General features: G+C 73.9%; 16 protein-coding genes. 10 read left to right on the forward strand and 6 right to left on the reverse strand.

Going from position 1 to position 19,503, the window contains the following annotated elements:
- Nucleotides 1-15: 15 nt before the first annotated feature.
- The 4 genes from NFX44_RS02945 to NFX44_RS02960 are packed head-to-tail and all read left to right on the forward strand — an operon-like array spanning nt 16 to nt 4,058.
- Entirely contained in the window at nt 16-468 is a 453-nt protein-coding gene (locus tag NFX44_RS02945) for a MaoC family dehydratase (RefSeq protein WP_262281904.1), read from the forward strand.
- The gene (locus NFX44_RS02950; RefSeq protein ID WP_262281905.1) at nt 465-1,493 is read left to right on the forward strand and encodes a phosphotransferase family protein; all 1,029 of its coding nucleotides are present in this window, start codon (nt 465-467) and stop codon (nt 1,491-1,493) included. Before NFX44_RS02945 ends, NFX44_RS02950 begins: the two co-directional genes overlap by 4 nt.
- Complete coding sequence (locus NFX44_RS02955; RefSeq protein WP_262281906.1) at nt 1,493-2,743, forward strand: acyl-CoA dehydrogenase family protein; 1,251 nt, start codon at nt 1,493-1,495, stop codon at nt 2,741-2,743. Before NFX44_RS02950 ends, NFX44_RS02955 begins: the two co-directional genes overlap by 1 nt.
- A gap of 10 nt (nt 2,744-2,753) precedes the next feature.
- Nucleotides 2,754-4,058, forward strand: coding sequence for a MalY/PatB family protein (locus tag NFX44_RS02960; protein WP_262281907.1), 1,305 nt, complete (start codon nt 2,754-2,756; stop codon nt 4,056-4,058).
- Nucleotides 4,059-4,145: 87 nt separating this feature from the next.
- Here NFX44_RS02960 and NFX44_RS02965 read toward each other — a convergent pair whose 3' ends face one another.
- Nucleotides 4,146-4,508: an STAS domain-containing protein gene (locus tag NFX44_RS02965; protein ID WP_262281908.1), complete on the reverse strand. Its 363-nt coding sequence runs from the start codon at nt 4,506-4,508 to the stop codon at nt 4,146-4,148.
- Nucleotides 4,509-4,726: 218 nt separating this feature from the next.
- Between NFX44_RS02965 and NFX44_RS02970 the strand changes: the two genes are divergently transcribed.
- The gene (locus NFX44_RS02970) at nt 4,727-5,482 is read left to right on the forward strand and encodes a GAF and ANTAR domain-containing protein (protein WP_262281909.1); all 756 of its coding nucleotides are present in this window, start codon (nt 4,727-4,729) and stop codon (nt 5,480-5,482) included.
- Nucleotides 5,483-5,581: 99 nt separating this feature from the next.
- Here the strand turns inward: NFX44_RS02970 and NFX44_RS02975 are convergent, their stop codons facing one another.
- Nucleotides 5,582-6,142 (reverse strand): NADPH-dependent FMN reductase, encoded by a 561-nt coding sequence (locus NFX44_RS02975; RefSeq protein ID WP_262281910.1) that lies wholly within the window; start codon nt 6,140-6,142, stop codon nt 5,582-5,584.
- Nucleotides 6,143-6,280: 138 nt separating this feature from the next.
- Here NFX44_RS02975 and NFX44_RS02980 point away from each other — a divergent pair, with 138 nt between their 5' ends.
- Nucleotides 6,281-6,745, forward strand: a complete 465-nt coding sequence (locus tag NFX44_RS02980; RefSeq protein WP_262281911.1) for a MarR family winged helix-turn-helix transcriptional regulator — start codon at nt 6,281-6,283, stop codon at nt 6,743-6,745.
- A 41-nt stretch (nt 6,746-6,786) separates the two neighbouring features.
- Here the strand turns inward: NFX44_RS02980 and NFX44_RS02985 are convergent, their stop codons facing one another.
- From NFX44_RS02985 to NFX44_RS03000, 4 genes are all read right to left on the reverse strand, one after another.
- Nucleotides 6,787-7,854 (reverse strand): LLM class flavin-dependent oxidoreductase, encoded by a 1,068-nt coding sequence (locus NFX44_RS02985; RefSeq protein ID WP_262281912.1) that lies wholly within the window; start codon nt 7,852-7,854, stop codon nt 6,787-6,789.
- Nucleotides 7,851-8,567, reverse strand: coding sequence for an NADPH-dependent F420 reductase (locus NFX44_RS02990; RefSeq protein ID WP_262281913.1), 717 nt, complete (start codon nt 8,565-8,567; stop codon nt 7,851-7,853). The genes NFX44_RS02985 and NFX44_RS02990 overlap by 4 nt, the downstream gene beginning before the upstream one ends.
- 88 nt (nt 8,568-8,655) lie before the next feature.
- Entirely contained in the window at nt 8,656-9,321 is a 666-nt protein-coding gene (locus NFX44_RS02995; RefSeq protein ID WP_262281914.1) for a response regulator transcription factor, read from the reverse strand.
- Nucleotides 9,318-10,448, reverse strand: coding sequence for a sensor histidine kinase (locus tag NFX44_RS03000; RefSeq protein WP_262282003.1), 1,131 nt, complete (start codon nt 10,446-10,448; stop codon nt 9,318-9,320). The genes NFX44_RS02995 and NFX44_RS03000 overlap by 4 nt, the downstream gene beginning before the upstream one ends.
- 135 nt (nt 10,449-10,583) lie before the next feature.
- On the opposite strand from NFX44_RS03000, the gene NFX44_RS03005 reads away from it, so the two are divergent.
- From NFX44_RS03005 to NFX44_RS03020, 4 genes are all read left to right on the forward strand, one after another.
- Nucleotides 10,584-11,528 carry an ATP-binding cassette domain-containing protein gene (locus tag NFX44_RS03005; protein WP_262281915.1) on the forward strand — a complete coding sequence of 315 codons (945 nt, stop codon included), beginning with the start codon at nt 10,584-10,586 and terminating at the stop codon, nt 11,526-11,528.
- Entirely contained in the window at nt 11,525-13,030 is a 1,506-nt protein-coding gene (locus tag NFX44_RS03010; RefSeq protein ID WP_262281916.1) for a DUF1349 domain-containing protein, read from the forward strand. The genes NFX44_RS03005 and NFX44_RS03010 overlap by 4 nt, the downstream gene beginning before the upstream one ends.
- Nucleotides 13,027-13,827 (forward strand): ABC transporter permease, encoded by an 801-nt coding sequence (locus NFX44_RS03015; RefSeq protein WP_262281917.1) that lies wholly within the window; start codon nt 13,027-13,029, stop codon nt 13,825-13,827. Before NFX44_RS03010 ends, NFX44_RS03015 begins: the two co-directional genes overlap by 4 nt.
- A gap of 156 nt (nt 13,828-13,983) precedes the next feature.
- Nucleotides 13,984-19,443, forward strand: coding sequence for a carboxyl transferase domain-containing protein (locus tag NFX44_RS03020; RefSeq protein ID WP_262281918.1), 5,460 nt, complete (start codon nt 13,984-13,986; stop codon nt 19,441-19,443).
- The last annotated feature ends 60 nt before the right edge of the window (nt 19,444-19,503 follow it).

The following is a 19,503-nucleotide window of genomic DNA, read 5'->3' on the forward strand; positions in this document are numbered from 1 at the left end:
GAGGAGGCGGCGACGATGAAGGTCTTCCAGGGCATCGAGGAGCTGGAGGGGGCGGTAGGCACCCACCTCGGGCACTCCGGCTGGCACCGGATCACGCAGCAGCAGATCGACGCGTTCGCCGAGGCCACCGGCGACCACCAGTGGATCCACGTCGACCCGGTGCGGGCGGCGCGCAGCCCGTTCGGCGGCACGATCGCCCACGGCTACCTGACGCTGTCGCTGGTGCCCATGCTGGTCTGGCAGGTCTACCGGGTGGAGGGGTTGAGCATGGGCGTGAACTACGGCGCCAACAAGCTCCGCTTCCCCGCCCCGGTTCCCGTCGACTCGGAGGTGCGGGCCGGCGTGGAGCTGCTGTCGCTGGTGCCCGGCGGCGGTGGCTACCAGCTGACCGCGAAGGTGACCGTCGAGGTGGCCGGCGCCGCGAAGCCGGCCTGCGTCGTCGAGACCGTCAGCATCCTGGTCCCGTGACCGGTCCGGCCCCGCAGGACCCGCCCGGCCTCGACCTGGCCCGGCTCGGCGACTGGTTCGCGGCCGAGGTGCCGGGGGCGGCGCGGCTGTCGACCGCCCGGCTGGTCACCGGCGGGAAGTCCAACCTCACCTACGAGGTCGGCGACGGGCGGTCGGCGTGGATCGTGCGGCGGCCCCCGCTGGGGCACGTGCTGTCGACCGCGCACGACATGGCCCGGGAGTACCGGGTCATGTCGGCGCTGCGCGCCACCGACGTGCCGGTGCCGGCGACGTACGCGCTCTGCCCGGACGCCGGCGTGCTGGGCGCGCCGTTCTACGTCATGGAGCGAATCGCCGGCACGGCGTACCGGCACGCGGCCGAGCTGGAGCCGCTCGGCCCGGAACGCACCCGGGACATCGCCGCCCGCCTGGTCGACACGCTGGCCACCCTGCACGCGGTCGACCCGGCGGCCGTGGGGTTGGCCGACTTCGGCCGGCCCGACGGATTCCTGGGCCGGCAGGTGCGGCGGTGGCGGAAGCAGCTCGACGCGTCGCGCAGCCGGGACCTGCCGGCCGCCGACGAGCTGTACGCCCGCCTGGCGTCCGGCGTGCCGGCCGATTCGGCGCCGGGCATCGTGCACGGCGACTACCGCCTCGACAACGTGCTCGTCGACGACCGCGACCGCCTCGCCGCGGTCATCGACTGGGAGATGGCCACGCTCGGCGACCCGCTCACCGACCTGGCGCTGCTGGTGCTCTACCAGCGTCTCGGCCGGCTCGTCGGGACGGCGGTGGCCGAGGCGTCCTCCGCGCCCGGCTTCCTGACCGAGGACGAGATCCTCGGACGGTACGCGGCGGCGAGCGGCCGGGCCCTTCCGTCCCTCGGTTTCCACCTCGGCCTGGCGGCCTTCAAGCTGGCCGCGATCCTCGAGGGCATCCACTTCCGCCACCTGCGTGGCCAGACCGTCGGCGCCGGCTTCGCGCAGCTCGGCGAGGTCACCGAGCTCCTCCTCGACACCGGCCTGACCTACCTGAAGGAGCACTGATGGACTTCTCGCTGGACCCGCGGACCGAGGGGCTGCGCGACAATCTCCTGGACTTCATGGACCGCCAGATCCACCCGGCCGAGGCGGTCTTCCACGAGCAGCTCGGTCAGCTCGGCGACCCCTGGGCCTGGGACTCGGTGCCCGTGCTCGCGCAGCTGCGCACCGATGCCCGCAAGCGTGGCCTGTGGAACCTGTTCCTGCCGGGCGAGCACGGCGCCGGCCTGACCAACCTCCAGTACGCCCCGCTCGCGGAGATCACCGGGCGCAGCCACCTGGCGCCCGCCGTGCTGAACTGCGCCGCCCCGGACACCGGCAACATGGAGGTGCTGGCGATGTTCGGCACCGGCGAGCAGCGCGAGCGGTGGCTGGAGCCGCTGCTCGACGGTGCGATCCGGTCGTCGTTCGCCATGACCGAGCCCGACGTGGCCTCGTCGGACGCCACGAACATCGCCACCCGGATCGAGCGGGACGGCGACCACTACGTGATCAACGGCCGGAAGTGGTGGATCACCGGCGCCATGAACCCGAACGCCCGGATCTTCATCGTCATGGGCAAGACCGACCAGTCCGCCGAGCGGCACCGCCAGCAGTCCATGGTGCTGGTCCCGCGGGACACCCCCGGCCTGGAGATCGTCCGCGGCATGGAGGTGTTCGGGTACGACGACCACGACCACGGCGGGCACGCCGAGCTGGTGTTCCACGACGTGCGCGTACCGGTGGAGAACCTGATCGGCGGCGAGGGCGACGGCTTCGCGATCGCGCAGGCCCGGCTGGGCCCCGGCCGCATCCACCACTGCATGCGCTCCATCGGCCTGGCCGAGCGGGCCGTCGAGCTGATGTGCGCCCGGGCTGAGCAGCGGGTCGCGTTCGGCCGGCCGCTGGCCGAGCAGGGCGTGGTCCGGGAGTGGATCGCCGAGTCGCGGGTGCGCATCGAGCAGCTGCGCCTGCTGGTGCTCAAGACGGCCTGGCTGATGGACACGGTCGGCAACAAGGGCGCGCACACCGAGATCCAGGCCATCAAGATCGCCACCCCGGCGACCGTGCAGTGGATCCTGGACAAGGCGATCCAGGTGTACGGCGCCGCCGGCCTGTCCCAGGACTTCCCGCTGGCCCGGGCGTACGCCGGCATCCGCACCCTGCGGTTCGCCGACGGCCCCGACGAGGTGCACCGCAACGCCCTGGCCCGGCACGAGCTGCGGCGCCAGGCCGCCGCGCGGCAGCGGAACGACACCGGGGGGCCCACGGCCTAGGGTGGTGGGCATGGCAGGCCCCACCCCCTCCGCCGCCGCCGCCGCCGGGAATCCACTCACCGTGCTCACCCTCGACGAGCTCCGGGAGCGCAGCAGCGTGAAGTGGCGGATGCACCCGCCGGACGTGCTTCCCCTCTGGGTCGCCGAGCAGGACGTGCCCCTCGCTCCCCCGGTGGCCGACGCGCTGCGCCGGGTGATCGACCTCGGTGACACCGGTTACCCGCACGGGACGGCGTACGCCGAGGCGCTCGGGGAGTTCGCCGCCGAGCGCTGGGGCTGGCACGGCTTCCGCGTCGACCACACCACCGTCGTGCCCGACGTGATGATGGGCATCGTCGAGGTGCTCCGGCTGGTCACCGACCCCGGCGACGCCGTGGTGGTCTGCTCCCCCGTCTACCCGCCGTTCTACGCCTTCGTGAGCCACGCCGGCCGGCAGGTGGTCGAGGCTCCGCTCGGACCCGACCTGCGGATGGACCGCGCCGCCCTGGACGAGGCGTTCCGGCGGGCCCGGACCCTCGGCCCCCGGCCCGCGTTCCTGCTGTGCAACCCGCACAACCCGACCGGTGTGGTGCACTGCCGGGACGAACTCGACGCCGTGGCGGACCTGGCCGGCCGGCACGGCGTGCGGGTGGTCTCCGACGAGATCCACGCTCCGCTGGTGCTTCCCGGGGCGCGCTTCACCCCGTACCTCACGGTGGCCGGCGCCGAGGACGCCTTCGCCCTGACCTCCGCCTCCAAGGCGTGGAACCTCGCCGGCCTCAAGGCGGCGCTCGCGGTCGCCGGGCCACGGGCCGCCGCCGACCTGCGCCGCATGCCGGAGGAGGTCGGCCACGGTCCCAGCCACCTGGGCGTCCTCGCGCACACCGCCGCGTTCCGTGCCGGCGGGCCGTGGCTCGACCTTCTCCTCGACGGCCTCGACGCCAACCGCGCCCTGCTGGAGAACCTGCTCGCCAAGCACCTCCCGGCGGTCACCCACCACCGTCCCGAGGGGACCTACCTCGCCTGGCTGGACTGCACGGCGCTGGGCCTCGCCACCGAGCAGCCGCCCGGCGGGCCCGGGGTGGCCAGCGACGTCGCGGGGCCGGCGAAGATGTTCCTCGACCGGGCGCGGGTCGCCCTCAGCTCGGGCCACGTGTTCGGCACCGGCGGCGCCGGCTTCGTACGCCTCAACTTCGCCACCTCCCCGGAGATCCTCACCGAGGCCGTCACCCGGATGGGCCGGGCCGTCGACGAGCTCGATCCACCGGTCCCCAGGGCACCGGCGAAGGCAACCTCCGGTGGCCCGACTCACGGGTGTCCCGCCGTTTCAGGTTGATCCACCTCGGGTACCTGCGATCTGCCCGCCGGTGGGGGTCCGAGGTGACCGCCACCGTGCGCGACAGCTGTGGAGGGAAGGGCAGGGTCACTCGGTGGTGAATTCGTCCGTGAGGCCGACGATGGCGAGGACCGCCACGGTGATCCGCGAGGGCCTGCGCAGCACCAGGGTGCACCCGGCCGAGCCGGCCCGCGCGCGGATCGTCAGCAGCGCGTTGACACCGGCCGCGCAGAAGAAGGTCACCGCGCTCAGGTCGAGAACCAGCACCGGGGGCGCATGGCCGGACAGCAGCCGGTCGACGAGGCGGACGAGCGGGTCGACGGTTGCCATGTCGACCGGGCCACCGACCTCCACCACGACCGCCGGGCCTTCCCGGGCCAGCGCCAGGGACAGGGTCGCCCGGCGGGTGATCTGCGGCGCCGCCGGGTGCTGCGCGTGATGGACGGACATGAGCTGCTCCTCGCGTGAGGGTGGCGGACCGGGTTGATGCCCGGCTCGCTCGTCGGCGACCGGGCACTGGTCCTGGGCTCATGTCCGAACCCACCTCGACCCTAGCCGCGTCCCGCCCGATTGGCACCCTGCCGATCGGGGAAATGTTTGCTCCCCGACAAAGGAAGGCAGTGGTCACGGCTCCGCAGGGAGCCGGCACGGAAGTTCAGGAGGTAGCGGTGCCGTCTGATGCTGCTGACCGGCATCTGGCGTCGGCCTACGGCCGGCTGTTGACGCTGCTCGCCGATTCGCCGCACGTCGACGTGTTCCTGGACCAGCTGGTCCGGGTCGCGACGGAGGTCGTCGCTCCCGCCGTGGGCTGCGGGTTGACGATGCGTCGGGACGGCGGCGCGTTCACCGTCGCGAGCAGCGGCGACCTCGCCGCGCAGGGCGACGAGATCCAGTACGGGGCGGACGAGGGCCCCTGTCTCGAGGCCCTCCGCCAGGGGCAGGTCGTGGAGGTGCTCGACCTGCGTACGGACGACCGCTGGTGCGACTACCGGGAACACGCGCTCCGCCTCGGCGTGGCCAGCTCGCTGTCGCTGCCCGTGACGGTCGACGGCGAGGTCGTCGGCGCGTTGAACCTCTACGCCACCGAGCCGCACGCGTTCACCGAGCGGGCGCGGCGGCAGGCCCTGGCGTTCACGGACCAGGGGTCGGCGGCGCTGAGCGTCATCCTCCGTCAGGCCGACCAGGCCCTCCTGCATCGGCAGCTCAACGACGCGATGGTCTCCCGCAGCGTCATCGACCAGGCCCTCGGGGTGGTCATGGGTCAGCAGCGGTGCACCGCGGCGGAGGCGTTCGCCCTGCTCCGGAAGGCGTCGCAGCACCGCAACCGCAAGCTGCGGGACGTGGCCGCCGAGATCATCACCCAGGTCAGCGGCAAGTCCCCGCAGCCGGCTCCCGAATTCGTGCCGCCGCGTCAGCAGTCCTGAGGGAGGCACGGGTCGCGACGCGGCCCGGCCGGCGGCGGCCACGACGGGTACGGTGACGGCCGCGGACGATGCCCGCGGCCGTCGCCGGTCGGAGGGTGTTCAGCGGTTGCGCAGCGGGGCCAGCGCCGTGCTCCAGGCCACGACCTGGTCGAGGGTGGTGGTGAGCGCGTCGTGCTGGAACTGGCTGGGCTTGAAGACGCTGAAGTTCTCGAAGTCGGTGAACAGCGACAGCGCCACCTGGGAGCGCACGTCGGCCATCTGCAGCTCGCCGGCGATCAGCCGCAGGTGTTCCACGGCCCGGGTGCCGCCCGCGGAGCCGTAGCTGACGAACCCGACGGCCTTGTTGTTCCACTCGGCGTAGAGGAAGTCGATGGCGTTCTTCAGGGCACCCGAGGTGGAGTGGTTGTACTCCGGGGTGACCATCACGAACCCGTCGAACGACGCGATGGTGCTGGCCCAGCGCAGCGTGTGCGGCTGGGTGTACTGGCCCATCGCCGGCGGGTACGCCTCGTCCAGGTGCGGCAGCTGGTGGTCGAGCAGGTCGACGAGCTCGAACTCCGCGTCGCCGCGCTGCTTGGCGACGTCGAACACCCAGCGGGCGACCGCCTCGCCGTTGCGACCCGGGCGGGTGCTGCCGAGGATGATTCCGATCCTGGTCATGTCGTGAGGCCCTTCCGAAGTACTTGCCTGGTCAAGGAAAAGCTAGCCGTTTGTTGCTTCGTCAAGCAATCTCTTGGGCCGTGGCGGTCGTCACCGTTCCGGCATGTCATTGCTCGGTCAAGCAAGTAGGATGGGGACATGTCCGCCGCCGCACCGAAGTCCCCGCGCCCCCTCGACGCCGAGGAGGAAGCGCTGGTCCGCTCGCTGGGCCGGATCATGCACGTGCTGCCCCGCGCCATCGACGCCGACATGGTCGGCGACCGCCAGCTGCCCCTCACCGAGTACACGGCGCTCATGCACCTCTCCGAGACACCCGACCGGCGGATGCGGATGAGTGAACTCGCCGCGGCGTGCCAGCTCTCCCTGAGCGGGATGACCCGCACCATCGGCCGGCTGGAGACGCAGGGCCTGGTCGAGCGGGTCAAGTGCCCCGAGGACGCGCGCGGGTGGAACGCCGTCCTCACCGACGCCGGTCTCGCCCGGCTCCAGGACTCCTGGCCGAGTCACCTGGCCAGCGTGCGGCGGCGGTTCCTCGACCACTTCGAGGGCATCGACCTCGTCCAACTGGCCCGCGCGTTCCAGCGCGTCGGAACCGCCGACTGAATCCTCACGCGGCCACCCCGGCGACCCGGACCGTGCGCCGGTCAGCTCAGCAGCTCCCGGACGCGCGGGACGACCCGCGTGCCGTACAGCTCGATGCCGGTCATCAGGGCCTCGTGCGACAGCCCACCCATGCCGTACTTCATCTCGAAGCGGTTCGCGCCGAGCACGACGAGGTTCGCGGCGATCTTCCGGGCGACGGTCTCGGGCGACCCGACGTACAGCGCGCCGTGCGGCCCGACCTCGCGCAGGAAGGACTCCCGGGTCGGTACGGCGAAGCCGCGGGTCCGGGCCACCCGGCCGATCACCTCCTGGTAGCGGGGGAAGAACTCCTCGCGGGCCTGCTCGTCGGTCGCCGCGACGTGCCCGGGCGAGTGCACGCCGATCGGCAGGGGATCCTTGCCGAGCTGGGTGAGCGCCTGGTGGAACAGCCGGGTGAAGGGGGCGAAGCGGGCCGGCGACCCGCCGATGACCGCGAGCATCAGGCCGTAGTCGTACCGGGCGGCCCGGATCACCGACTGCGGGTTGCCGCCCACGCCGATCCAGGCCGGGAAGGGTCCCGACTCGGTGTGCGGCACGACGTCCTGCTCGTGCAGCGGCGCCCGCACGGTGCCCTTCCAGGTCACCGGTCCACCCTTGCGCAGCTCGGCGAAGAGCTGCGCCTTCTCCTCGAAGAGCCGCTCGTAGTCGGCCAGGTCGTAGCCGAACAGCGGGAACGAGTCGATGCTGGACCCGCGGCCGAGGATCACCTCGGCCCGGCCGCCGGAGACCGCGTCGAGGGTGGAGTAGCGCTGGAAGACCCGTACCGGGTCGTCGGAGCTGAGCACCGTGACGGCCGAGCCGAGCCGGATCCGGCTGGTACGGGCCGCGATCGCGCCCAGCACCACGTCGGCGGCGGAGAGCGGAAAGTCGTCGGTGTGGTGCTCCCCGATGCCGAAGAAGTCCACGCCGACCTGGTCCGCGAGGACGCCCTGCTCGACGATGTCGCGGATCGTGCTGGCGTGCGAGAGCGGCCGGTCGTCGGCGTCGTGGGTGACGTCGCCGAAGGTGTCCAGGCCGAGCACGAGGGGAAAGGCGGCCGGGCGTACCGGATCCGACGGTGCTGTGGTCACGATGAGCCTCTGTCTGTGTGGTCGGTGCGGGCGAGCGCCCGCGTGAACTCGGTCCGGCCCAGGGACACGCCGAAGACCGGGCCGCCGGGTTGGAGCAGGCGGCCGGCGCGCAGGCCGTCCAGCGGGACGGCGTCGTAGCCGACGCGTTCGACGAGGTCGGCCACGGTCCGCACGGCGGCGGGGTCGTCCCCGGCGACGCCGAGCGCGCGGCGGTCCGGCGCTCCCGGCGGGCGGCGGTCGTCCTCCAGCTCGTGGTAGCCGATGTGGTTCAACGTCTTCACGACCGTCGACCGGGCGAGCCGCCGCTGGACGATCTCGCTGCTGCCGTGCGCCGGGTGGTCGAACATCTCCTGGACGCCGTCGACGGGCGGCCAGTAGTTCATCGTGTCGACGACGAGCCGGCCGGCGAGCAGGGCGGGATCGAGGTCCGGGAACCGGTGCAGCGGTATCGCCAGCACGACGATCCCGGCGTCCGCGACGGCGTCGGCCGCCCAGCGCGCCTCGGCGCCGGGAGCCAGCACGCCGGCGATCAGGGCGATGTTCGCGGGGTCGCCGGAGGCCGCGATCGTCACCGGATACCCGGCGGCCATCGCCACCCGGGCGATCACCGGTCCGGTGTGCCCGGCGCCCAGCACGGCCACCCGCGGCCGGGACGACAGCGTCGTCGTCGCGGCCGGGGCGACGCCCGCCGCGGCGGGATCGTCGTCACGCATGCCTGCACCTCATTTCCTTGACCGGTCAAACATATCTCCTATGCTTGACTGGTCAAGGAAATCTCGATCACACGGGGTCCGGGCGCGGTCACCGGTCCCCGGGGACGACCAGGCCGGACTCGTACGCCACCACGACGGCCTGGGTGCGGTCGCGCAGGCCGAGCTTGGCCAGCACCCGGCTGACGTGGGACTTCACCGTCTCCTCCCCCACGACCAGCCGGGCGGCGATCTCCGGGTTCGACAGTCCCTCGGCGATCAGCCGCAGCACCTCGGTCTCCCGGGCGGTGAGCGTGCGCAGCGCCGCGTCCGGCTCCCGGCGGCGTACCCGCATCCGGACGAACTCGGCGACGAGTCGCCGCGTCACCGTCGGGGCGAGCAGCGCCTCGCCCGCGGCGACGACCCGGACGGCGTCGAACAGCCGCTCGGCGGTCGCGTCCTTCAGGAGGAAACCGCTCGCGCCGGCGCCGAGCGCGTCGTACACGTGCTCGTCGAGGTCGAACGTCGTCAGCATCAGCACCCGGGGCGGCTCCGGGTCGGCGAGCAACCGCCGGGTGGCCTCGATGCCGTCCATCCCCGGCATCCGGATGTCCATGAGCACCACGTCGGGGCGCACCTGCCGGCAGATCCGCACGGCCTGCCCGCCGTCGGCGGCCGAACCGACGACCGTGAAGTCGGGCTGGGTCGCCAGCAGGACCTCGAAGGCGGCGCGCACGACGTCCTGGTCGTCGACCACGACGATCCGGGTGGCGGTCACGGCGCGGCTCCCTTCGTCGGCAGGACGGCCTCGACGAGGAACCCGGCGCCCGGTGCCGCGCCGGCCGTGACCTGGCCACCGACCATGGCCGCCCGTTCCCGCATCCCGGCCAGCCCGTGCCCGCGGTCACCGGCCGGGGCGGGGCCGGGGCCGTTGTCGTAGACCCGCACGCTGAGGTCGTCGCCGCGGTAGTGCAGCTCGACGTCGACGGCCGCGCCGGGGGCGTGGCGGCGGGCGTTCGTCAGCGCCTCCTGCACGATGCGGTACGCCGTCAGCTCGACGCCGGGATCGAGGGGCTCGACGGCGCCGCTCACGATCAGGCGTACGCCACTGCCCACGGCCGCGTCGCGTACCTCGTCGAGGAGGGCGTTGAGCTCGCGGAGCCCGGGTTGGGGGCGGCGGGTCGGCTCGGCGTCCACGTCCTCCCGGAGCACGCCCAGCAGACGCCGCATCTCCGTCAGCGCGACCCGCGCGGTGTCCCCGATGGCGGTCAGCCGCCGCGCCCCCTCCGGGGGCAGGCCCGGCGTCGCGAGGCGGGCCGCCTCGGCCTGCAGGGCGATCATGGTGATGTGGTGCGCCACCACGTCGTGGAGTTCCCGGGCGATGCGGGCCCGTTCGCCGCGGGCCGCGTACTCCATCAGCGTCACCGCCGACGACTGCTCGTCGGCCCGGTGGCGACGCCGCTCGTCCCGCAGCCGCACCGCCGCCCCCGTGGCCGCCGCCACCGCCGCGACGGCCAGCAGGAGCAGGGCCACGGACCGCCCGCCCGGCCGGTCGCCGGACAGCGGCGCGGCCGCGTACGCGGCAAGGGGCAGGACCAGGGCGCCGGCCGTGCTCAGTGGACGCCGGTGGCCGGCGATCCCGTAGAGCACCGCCAGCGCGGTGGCCCCCGCGACGGTGACCGGATAGGAGATCATCAGGCCGGAGAGCGTCGCCGCGGCGGACAGGACGGCCGCCGTCGCGGGCCAGAGCCGGACCAGGGCGACGGGGGCGACCACGGCGAGCGCGAGGAGAACCGCGATCGCGGCCGGCCGGCGGTGGTACGCGCCCGCCATCGCCTCGATCACCGCCACGGCGCCGAGGGCGGCCGTGGCCGAGGCCGGCCCGATCCCCTTCACGCCCGCCATTCTCACCGGCCGCGACCCCGGTGTCGTCCCCCCGGCGGGGACCCGGCCTCCCCCGCACGAGGGAGGCGGGCACCGGCCGAAGACCCCTCCGCGCCGTGACGCGCCGGGCGGCCACCGCCGCCTAACGTCCCTGCCATGGAACCCACGATCGAGGTACGCGCGCTCCACAAGCGCTACCGCACCGCCGTCGCGGTGGACGGGCTGTCGTTCACCGTCCGGGCCGGCGAGGTGACCGGATTCGTCGGGCCGAACGGGGCCGGAAAGTCGACGACCATGCGGCTGATCCTCGGACTCGACGCGCCGGACGGGGGCGAGGCCCTGGTCAACGGCCGCCCCTACCGGTCGCTGCGGACGCCGCTGACCCAGGTCGGCGCGCTCCTCGACGCCTCGGCTCTGCACCCCGGCCGGCGCGCCCGCGACCACCTGCTCTGGCTGGCCCACAGCAACGGCATCGGCCGGCGCCGGGTCGCCGAGGTGCTCGACCAGGTGGGCCTGGCCTCGGCCGCCCGCCGGAGGACCGGGGGCTTCTCGCTGGGCATGCGGCAGCGGCTGGGCATCGCCGCCGCCCTGCTCGGCGACCCGCCGGTGCTGATGTTCGACGAGCCGGTCAACGGCCTCGACCCGGACGGCATCGTGTGGATCCGGGGCCTGATGCGGTCCCTGGCCGCCGAGGGACGGGCGGTCCTGGTATCCAGCCACCTGATGAGCGAGCTGGAGGACACGGCCGACCATCTGATCGCGGTGGGCCGGGGCCGCCTGATCGCCGACACGAGCGTGGCCGCGCTGCTGGCCGCGGCGTCCGGGGACCGCGTCGAGGTCACCACCACGCAGCGGGCCGAGGCGACGACCGTGCTGGCCAACGGCGGCGCGACCGTCACCGTGGCCGGCCCGGACACCGTCGTCGTCAACGGCCTGGCCGGCGACCGGGTGGCGGCGCTGCTGACCGGGGCCGCCGTCCCGTTCTCGGAGCTGCGCCGGCACCGGGCCTCACTGGAGGAGGCGTACATGGACCTGACGCGTGGCGCCATCGAGTTCGCGCCGGAGACCGGGGCGCCGGCGGCCGAAGGGAGCGTACGGTGACCGCCCGCGAGTCCTTCCCCGGCCTGCTGCTGGCCGAGTGGACCAAGCTGCGCTCGGTGCGGCGCTGGGTCGTCACGCTGCTCGGCGCGGCCGCGTTGACCGTCGGCCTGAGCTACCTGGCCGCGTCGGGCAGCAGGACGAACATCAACGAGCACGCCGAGTTCGTGAGCGGGCCGCACGGTGCGCCGGTCGCCGACGACTTCTACTTCGTGCACCAGCAGGTCACGGGCGACGCCACGCTCACCGTGCGGGTCGCGTCGCTGGCGCCCGAACCGTTCGGGCGCGAGGCGACGGGCCTGGACGGGATGACCAGGCTCGCGGATTCCAGCCCGTTCGCCCAACCCGCGGCCGGCATCATGATCAAGGACGGCACCCGGCCCGGCTCGTCGTACGCCTCGCTGATGCTGACCGCCGGCAGGGGCGTACACCTGCAGTGGGACTTCGACGCGGACCGCAAGGGCAGCGCGGCCGGCGGGGCCCGGTGGCTGCGGCTGGTGCGCTCGGGCACCGCGATCACCGGGTACGAGTCGGCCGACGGCGCGACGTGGCAGAAGATCGGAACGGCGACGCCGAAGAACCTCCCGTCCACGGTCGAGATCGGCTTCTACGTCTCGTCGCCGGCGGCCGTCTACACGTCGCGCGGCGGCGGCAGCTCGTCCGTCGGCGAGCGCCCGACCAGCGCCCGGGCATCGTTCGACAACGTGCGGCTCAGCTCTGAGGGCACCTGGCACGGCGAGGCGATCGGCGGCGCGGACCGGCTCGACGGGAAGGGCGGCGTCCGCGCCGGCGGCCAGGTCACCGAGACCGGCGGCGGCTACACCGTGGTGGGCACCGGCACCGTCGGCCCGCGGCCGCCGGACGACGACATGGTCGAGATCGCACTGGTCGGCGTCATCGCCGGGCTCATGGCGCTCATCGCGATCGGAGTCCTCTGCGCCACGTCGGAGTACCGGCGGGGCATGATCCGGACGACGTTCGCCGCGACCCCGCGCCGGGGCCGGGTGCTCGCCGCGAAGGCGATCGTCCTCGGCGCCACCTCGTTCCTCGTGGGGCTGGTGGGCGCGGTCGGCTCGTTCCTGCTCGCCGTCCCGGCCCTGCGCGAGCGCGGCTTCACGACGCCGGCCTTCCCCCGGCCGTCCCTCACCGACCCGACGGTGCTGCGGGCGCTGCTGCTGACCGCCGCGTTCCTGGCCGGTGTCGCCGTGGTCGGCCTCGCCGTCGGCGTGCTGCTGCGGCACAGCGCGGCCGCGATCACGATCACGGTCCTCCTCGTGCTCGGGCCGCTGGTCGTCGGCATGATCCTGCCGGGCACCTCACCGCGATGGCTCATGTACACCACGCTGGCGGGCGGGATGGCCACCCAACGGGCGAAACCGCCGACGGTCACGCTCGCCGAGCCGTGGGCCCTGATCGGGCCGTGGGCCGGGATCGGCGTGGTCGCGGCGTGGGTCGCCCTCACCCTCGGGCTCGCCTGGTGGCAGCTGCGCCGGCGGGACGCGTGACGGCGGGGCGGCCACTCCGGGCCCTGCGGGCGGAGTGGACGAAGCTGAGGACGCTGCCGAGCACCGCCTGGCTGACGCTGCTCACCGTCGCCGGCACGGTGGGCGTCGGGTTCGCGGTCACCGGGTCGCTGGACCGCGCGCACTGCGGTCCGCCCTGCGCCCCCGACCTCACGAAGCTCACGCTGGGGGGCGTCCGCCTCGGCCAGGTCGGGATCGTGGTCCTCGCGGTCCTGGCGGTGACGGCGGAGTACAGCACGGGGACGATCCACCCGACGCTCACGGCCGTGCCACGCCGGTTCCTGGTGGTGCTGGGCAAGGTCGGCGCCCTGGCCGCCCTCGGGACGACCGCGGGGGCGCTGCTGGCCGCCGGGTCGCTGGCGGCCGGCCGGACGATGCTGCCCGGCAACGGGTTCGACCCGGCGCACGGCTTCCCCGCGCTGTCGCTCGCCGACGACCTCACCCGGCGTGCGGCCATCGGCACGGTGCTCTACACCGGGCTCGTCACCCTGCTGGCGGCGGGGCTCGGGCTGCTCCTGCGCGACACCGCCGGTGCGGTGACGGCGGCGCTGGCCCTGCTCTACGGCTCGCCCGTTGTCGCCATGTTCGTCACCGACCCGACCTGGCAGCACCGCATCCACCGGTTCGCCCCCATGGACGCCGGGCTGAGCATCCAGGCGACGCGCGACCTCGCCGCCGAGCACATCGGCCCCTGGGCCGGCCTCGGCGTCCTGTCCCTGTACGCGGCCGCGGCGGTCATCGCCGGGTTGGTGATGTTCCAGCGCCGCGACACCCCCTGACCGCCAAAAACTTTTGTTCGGTTCCTACAACTGGCGCCGCCCAGGCTTCGGCGGTTACGACATGGCGCCGCCCGCCCGCAGACGGAAAGGTGATCACTGCCGGGGGCTGTCGCCTCGCGGCGCGTACATCGTGGGTCCAACGGAGGGGTCGGTCGGGTGTTCAGCCGTATCGCCATCGTCAACCGTGGGGAGGCCGCGATGCGGCTCATCCACGCCGTCCGGGAGCTGGCCGCGGAGACCGGGACCCGGATCGAGACCGTCGCCCTGCACACCGACGTCGACCGCGACGCCACGTTCGTGCGGGAGGCGGACGTCGCCTACGATCTCGGTCCCGCGTCCGCGCGCCCGTACCTGAACCTGACCGTGCTGGAGCGCGCGCTGGTGGAGACCCGGGCGGACGCCGCCTGGGTCGGCTGGGGCTTCGTCGCCGAGGACCCGGCGTTCGCCGAGCTGTGCGAGAAGGTCGGTGTCACCTTCATCGGGCCGAGCCCGGAGGCCATGCGCCAGCTCGGCGACAAGATCGGCGCGAAGCTGATCGCCGAGGAGGTCGGCGTGCCGGTCGCGCCGTGGAGCCGCGGCGCGGTGGAGACCCTGGACGCCGCCCGGACGGCGGCGGCCGAGATCGGCTACCCGCTGATGCTGAAGGCCACCGCCGGCGGCGGCGGGCGCGGCATCCGCGTGGTCACGAACGAGGCCGAGCTGGTCGACGCGTACGAGCGGACCAGCCAGGAGGCGGCGCGGGCGTTCGGCAGCGGCATCGTGTTCCTGGAGCGCCTGGTCACCGGCGCCCGGCACGTCGAGGTCCAGGTGATCGCCGACGGCCAGGGCACCGCCTGGGCGCTGGGGGTCCGGGACTGCTCGGTGCAGCGGCGCAACCAGAAGGTCATCGAGGAGTCGGCGTCGCCGGTGCTCAGCCCGGCGCAGGCCGCGGAGCTCAAGGCGTCGGCCGAACGGCTGGCCGTGGCGGTGGGTTACCGGGGCGCGGCGACCGTCGAGTTCCTCTACCACCCCGGCGACCGGCTGTTCGCGTTCCTGGAGGTCAACACCCGCCTGCAGGTGGAGCACCCGATCACCGAGTCCACCACCGGGTTCGACCTGGTCAAGGCGCAGCTGCACGTGGCCGCGGGCGGGCGCCTCGACGGCGAGCCGCCCGCGGAGCGGGGTCACGCCATCGAGGCCCGGCTGAACGCCGAGGACCCGGACCGCGACTTCGCGCCCTCCCCCGGTCGCATCGCCCGCCTGGACCTGCCCGCCGGGCCGGGCATCCGGGTGGACACCGGCGTCAGCGAGGGCGACACCATCCCCGCCGACTTCGACTCGATGATCGCGAAGATCATCGCCTACGGCCGCGACCGCGACGAGGCGCTCGGCCGGCTGCGCCGGGCCATGGCGAACACCACGGTGATCATCGAGGGCGGCGCGACGAACAAGAGCTTCGTGCTCGACCTGCTCGACCAGCCCGAGGTCATCGACGCCAGCGCGGACACCGGCTGGATCGACCGGGTCCGCGGCGAGGGCCGCCTCGTCGCGCACCGGCACTCCGCCGTCGCGCTGGCCGCCGCCGCCATCGAGGCGTACGAGGAGGAGGAGCGCGTCGAGCGGCAGCGGCTGCTGTCGACGGCGGCCGGCGGCCGCCCGCAGGTGCAGCACTCCAGCGGCGGGCCGCTGGACCTCAAGCTGCGCGGCGTCGGCTACCGGATGCGCGTGGCCCGCGTGGGGGCGCACCGGTTCCGGGTCGGCATCGAGACGGCCGGCGGCGTCCGCACCGCCGACGTCGAGCTGGACCGCTTCGACCGGCACACCGGGCAGATCGTCGTCAACGGCGCCCGGTACCGCCTGCTCACCGACACGCACGGCCCGATCCACCTGGTCGAGGTGGACGGCGTCACCCACCGGGTCAGCCGGGACGAGGGCGGCGTGCTCCGCTCCCCCATGCCGGCGCTGGTCGTGGCCACCCCGCTGGCCGTCGGCGCCGAGGTCGAGGCGGGCGCGCCGGTGCTGGTGCTGGAGGCCATGAAGATGGAGACGGTGCTGCGGGCGCCGTTCCGGGCGCGACTGAAGGAGTGCGCCGTCTCCGTGGGCAGCCAGGTGGAGGCCGGCGCCCCGCTGCTGCGGCTGGAGCCGGTCGCCGACGAGGACGCCGAGGCCGCCGACGCCCCGGCCGCGGCCGCCGTCGAGCTGGACCTGCCCGTCGAGCCCGCCGAGGTCCCGGCCCGTACGCGGGCCGCCCGCGGCCAGGAGGACCTGCGCGCCCTGCTGCTGGGCTTCGACGTCGACCCGCACAACGACCGCCGGGTGATCGACGACTACCTCGCCGCCCGCCGGACGGCCACCGAGGAGGGCCACCGGCCGCTGGCCGAGGAGCTCGACCTCGTCAACGTGTTCGCCGACCTGGCCGAGCTGAGCCGCAACCGGCCGACCGGCGAGGACGGCGACGGCCACGTCCCGAGCGCCCGCGAGTACTTCCACACCTACCTGCAGAGCCTCGACATCGAGCGGGCCGGGGTGCCGAACGCGTTCCAGGCCAAGCTCGCCAAGGCGCTCGGCCACTACGGGGTCGGCGACCTGGAGCGCTCCCCCGCGCTCGAGGCCGCCGTGTTCCGGATCTTCCTCGCCCAGCAGCGGGCGTCGGCCGACGCCACGGTCATCGCGACGCTGCTGCGGTCGTGGCTGCGGGAGCCGCCACCGGACGACTCGCTGCGCGAGCCCGCCGGCCTGGCGCTGGAGCGGCTGGTGGCCGCCACGCAGGTCCGCTTCCCGGTGGTCGCCGACCTCGCCCGGGGCGTGGTGTTCGCCTGGTTCGCCCAGCCGCTGCTGCGCCGCAACCGCGCCCGCGTCTACGCCGAGGTCCGCAGGCACCTGCGCCACCTGGACGCGCACCCGGACGCCCCGGACCGCGGTGACCGCGTCGCCGAGATGGTGCGCAGCACCGAGCCGCTGGTGCGGCTGCTCGGCCAGCGGCTGGTGCGCGACCACCTCGACAACGCGGTGATGCTGGAGGTGCTGACCCGGCGGTACTACGGGAACAAGGGGCTGACCGGCGTCGGCACCCGCGAGGTCGCGGGTTGCACCTTCGTGGTGGCCGAGCGCGCGGACTCGCGCGTGGTCTCCGCCGCGGTGCGCTTCGACGCCCTCGGCGGCGCCCTGCGCGGGCTCGCCGAGCTGGCGGACGGACCGGACCCGATCGACGCCGACATCTACCTCGCGTGGGAGGACCAGCCCGAGGACTTCGACGGGATGGCCGCCGCGCTGCACGAGGTCATCGAGGCGCACCCGCTGCCCCCGCAGGTCCGCCGGGTCACCACCACCGTGGCGGGCCGGGCCGGCGCGGTCATGCACCACCACTTCACCTTCCGGCCGTCCGGCGGCGGGATGGCCGAGGAGCGGCTGATCCGCGGCCTGCACCCGTACATCGCCCAGCGGATGCAGCTGGAGCGGCTGCACAAGTTCGACCTGACCCGCCTGCCGTCGTCCGACGAGGAGGTCTACCTCTTCCAGTGCGTGGCGCGGGAGAACCCGTCGGACCAGCGCCTGGTGGCGTTCGCGCAGGTGCGCGACCTGACCGCGCTGCGCGAGCACGACGGGCGGCTGGTCGCCCTGCCGACGACCGAGGACACCGTCGCCGCCTGCCTGGACTCGATCCGGCGGGCGCAGTCGCAGCGACCGGCGAAGACGCGCTTCCAGACCAACCGCATCGTGATCTACGTCTGGCCGCCGAGCGAGCTGACCCGCGAGGAGATGGAGATGATCGCCGGGCGGGTCCGCCCGACGACGGCGGGCGCCGGGCTGGAGGAGATCCTGTTCATCGCGCGGCAGCGCGACCGGAGGACCGGCGAGCTGACCAAGATCGCCGTACGGATCTCGTTCAACGCCACCGGCGGCGCCGAACTGAGCGTCGGCGAGCCGCCGGTCGAGCCGGTCGAGCCGCTGGACGACTACCGGCTGAAGGTGCTGCGTGCCAGCAGCCGCAACACCGTGTACCCGTACGAGCTGACCGGCCTGCTCGGCGACTTCGTCGAGCACGACCTGGACGACCGGCACGCGCTGGTGCCGGTCGACCGGCCCCGGGGGCGCAACACCGCGGCGATCGTCGCGGGCGTGGTCACCACGCCGACCCCGCGGCATCCGCAGGGCGTCACCCGGGTCGTGCTGCTCGGCGACCCCACGAAGGCGCTCGGTGCGCTGTCCGAGCCGGAGTGCCGCCGCGTGATCGCGGCGCTGGACCTGGCCGAGCGGATGGGGGTGCCGCTGGAGTGGTACGCGCTGTCCGCGGGCGCCCGGATCTCCATGACGTCCGGTACGGAGAACATGGACTGGGTGGCGGCCGCGCTCAAGCGGATCGTCGAGTTCACCCAGGACGGCGGTGAGATCAACATCGTGGTGGCGGGCATCAACGTCGGCGCGCAGCCGTACTGGAACGCCGAGGCCACGATGCTCATGCACACCCGGGGCGTCCTGGTGATGACGCCGGACTCGGCCATGGTGCTCACCGGCAAGCAGTCGCTCGACTTCTCCGGCGGCGTGTCGGCCGAGGACAACTTCGGCATCGGCGGCTACGACCGGGTGATGGGCCCGAACGGGCAGGCGCAGTACTGGGCGCCGGACCTCCCGGCCGCCCGGGACGTGCTGATGGCGCACTACGAGCACACGTACGTGGCGCCGGGTGAGTCGGCGCCGCGCCGGGCGACGACCACCGACCCCGCCGACCGGGACATCTCGAACTTCCCGCACACCGTGGCCGGCAGCGACTTCACCACCGTCGGCGAGATCTTCTCCACCGCGGCCAACCCGGACCGGAAGAAGCCGTTCGACATCCGGACCGTGATGCGGGCGCTCGCCGACCAGGACCACCCGGTGCTCGAACGCTGGGCGGGCATGGCCGACGCGGAGACCGCGGTGGTGCAGGACGTGCACCTCGGCGGCATCCCGGTGTGCCTGCTCGGCATCGAGTCCCGGTCGGTGCCGCGCCGCGGCTTCCCACCCACCGACGGTCCGGACACCTACACGGCCGGCACCCTGTTCCCGCGCTCGTCGAAGAAAGCCGCGCGGGCGATCAACTCGGCCAGCGGCAACCGGCCGCTGGTGGTGCTGGCGAACCTGTCGGGCTTCGACGGCTCGCCCGAGTCGATGCGCAAGCTGCAGCTGGAGTACGGCGCCGAGATCGGCCGCGCCATCGTGAACTTCCGCGGGCCCATCGTGTTCTGCGTGATCTCGCGCTACCACGGCGGCGCGTTCGTGGTGTTCTCGAAGGCGTTGAACCCGAAGATGACCGTGCTGGCACTGGAGGGCTCGTTCGCCTCGGTGCTGGGCGGCGCCCCGGCCGCCGCGGTGGTCTTCTCCGGCGACGTCAACGCCCGCACGGCCGCCGACCCGCGGGTGCGGGACCTGGAGGCCCGCGTGGCGGCCGCCACCGGCGCCGACCGCGCCGCGCTGACCGCGGAACTGGACGAGCTCCGCTCGTCGGTCCGCGCGGAGAAGCTCGGCGAGGTGGCCACGGAGTTCGACCGGGTGCACAGCATCCAGCGCGCCGTCGAGGTCGGCTCGGTCGACGCCGTCGTCCGCGCGGCGGAACTCCGCCCGCGCGTCATCGAGGCCATCGAGGCCCACCTGCGGTGACCGCCCGGCGCGGTCGGCGGCCGACGCCCCGACCGCGCCGCGCACGACGAAGGGCCCCGG

This window comes from Micromonospora sp. MA102, assembly GCF_025460765.1.
Lineage (GTDB): Bacteria > Actinomycetota > Actinomycetes > Mycobacteriales > Micromonosporaceae > Micromonospora > Micromonospora halotolerans.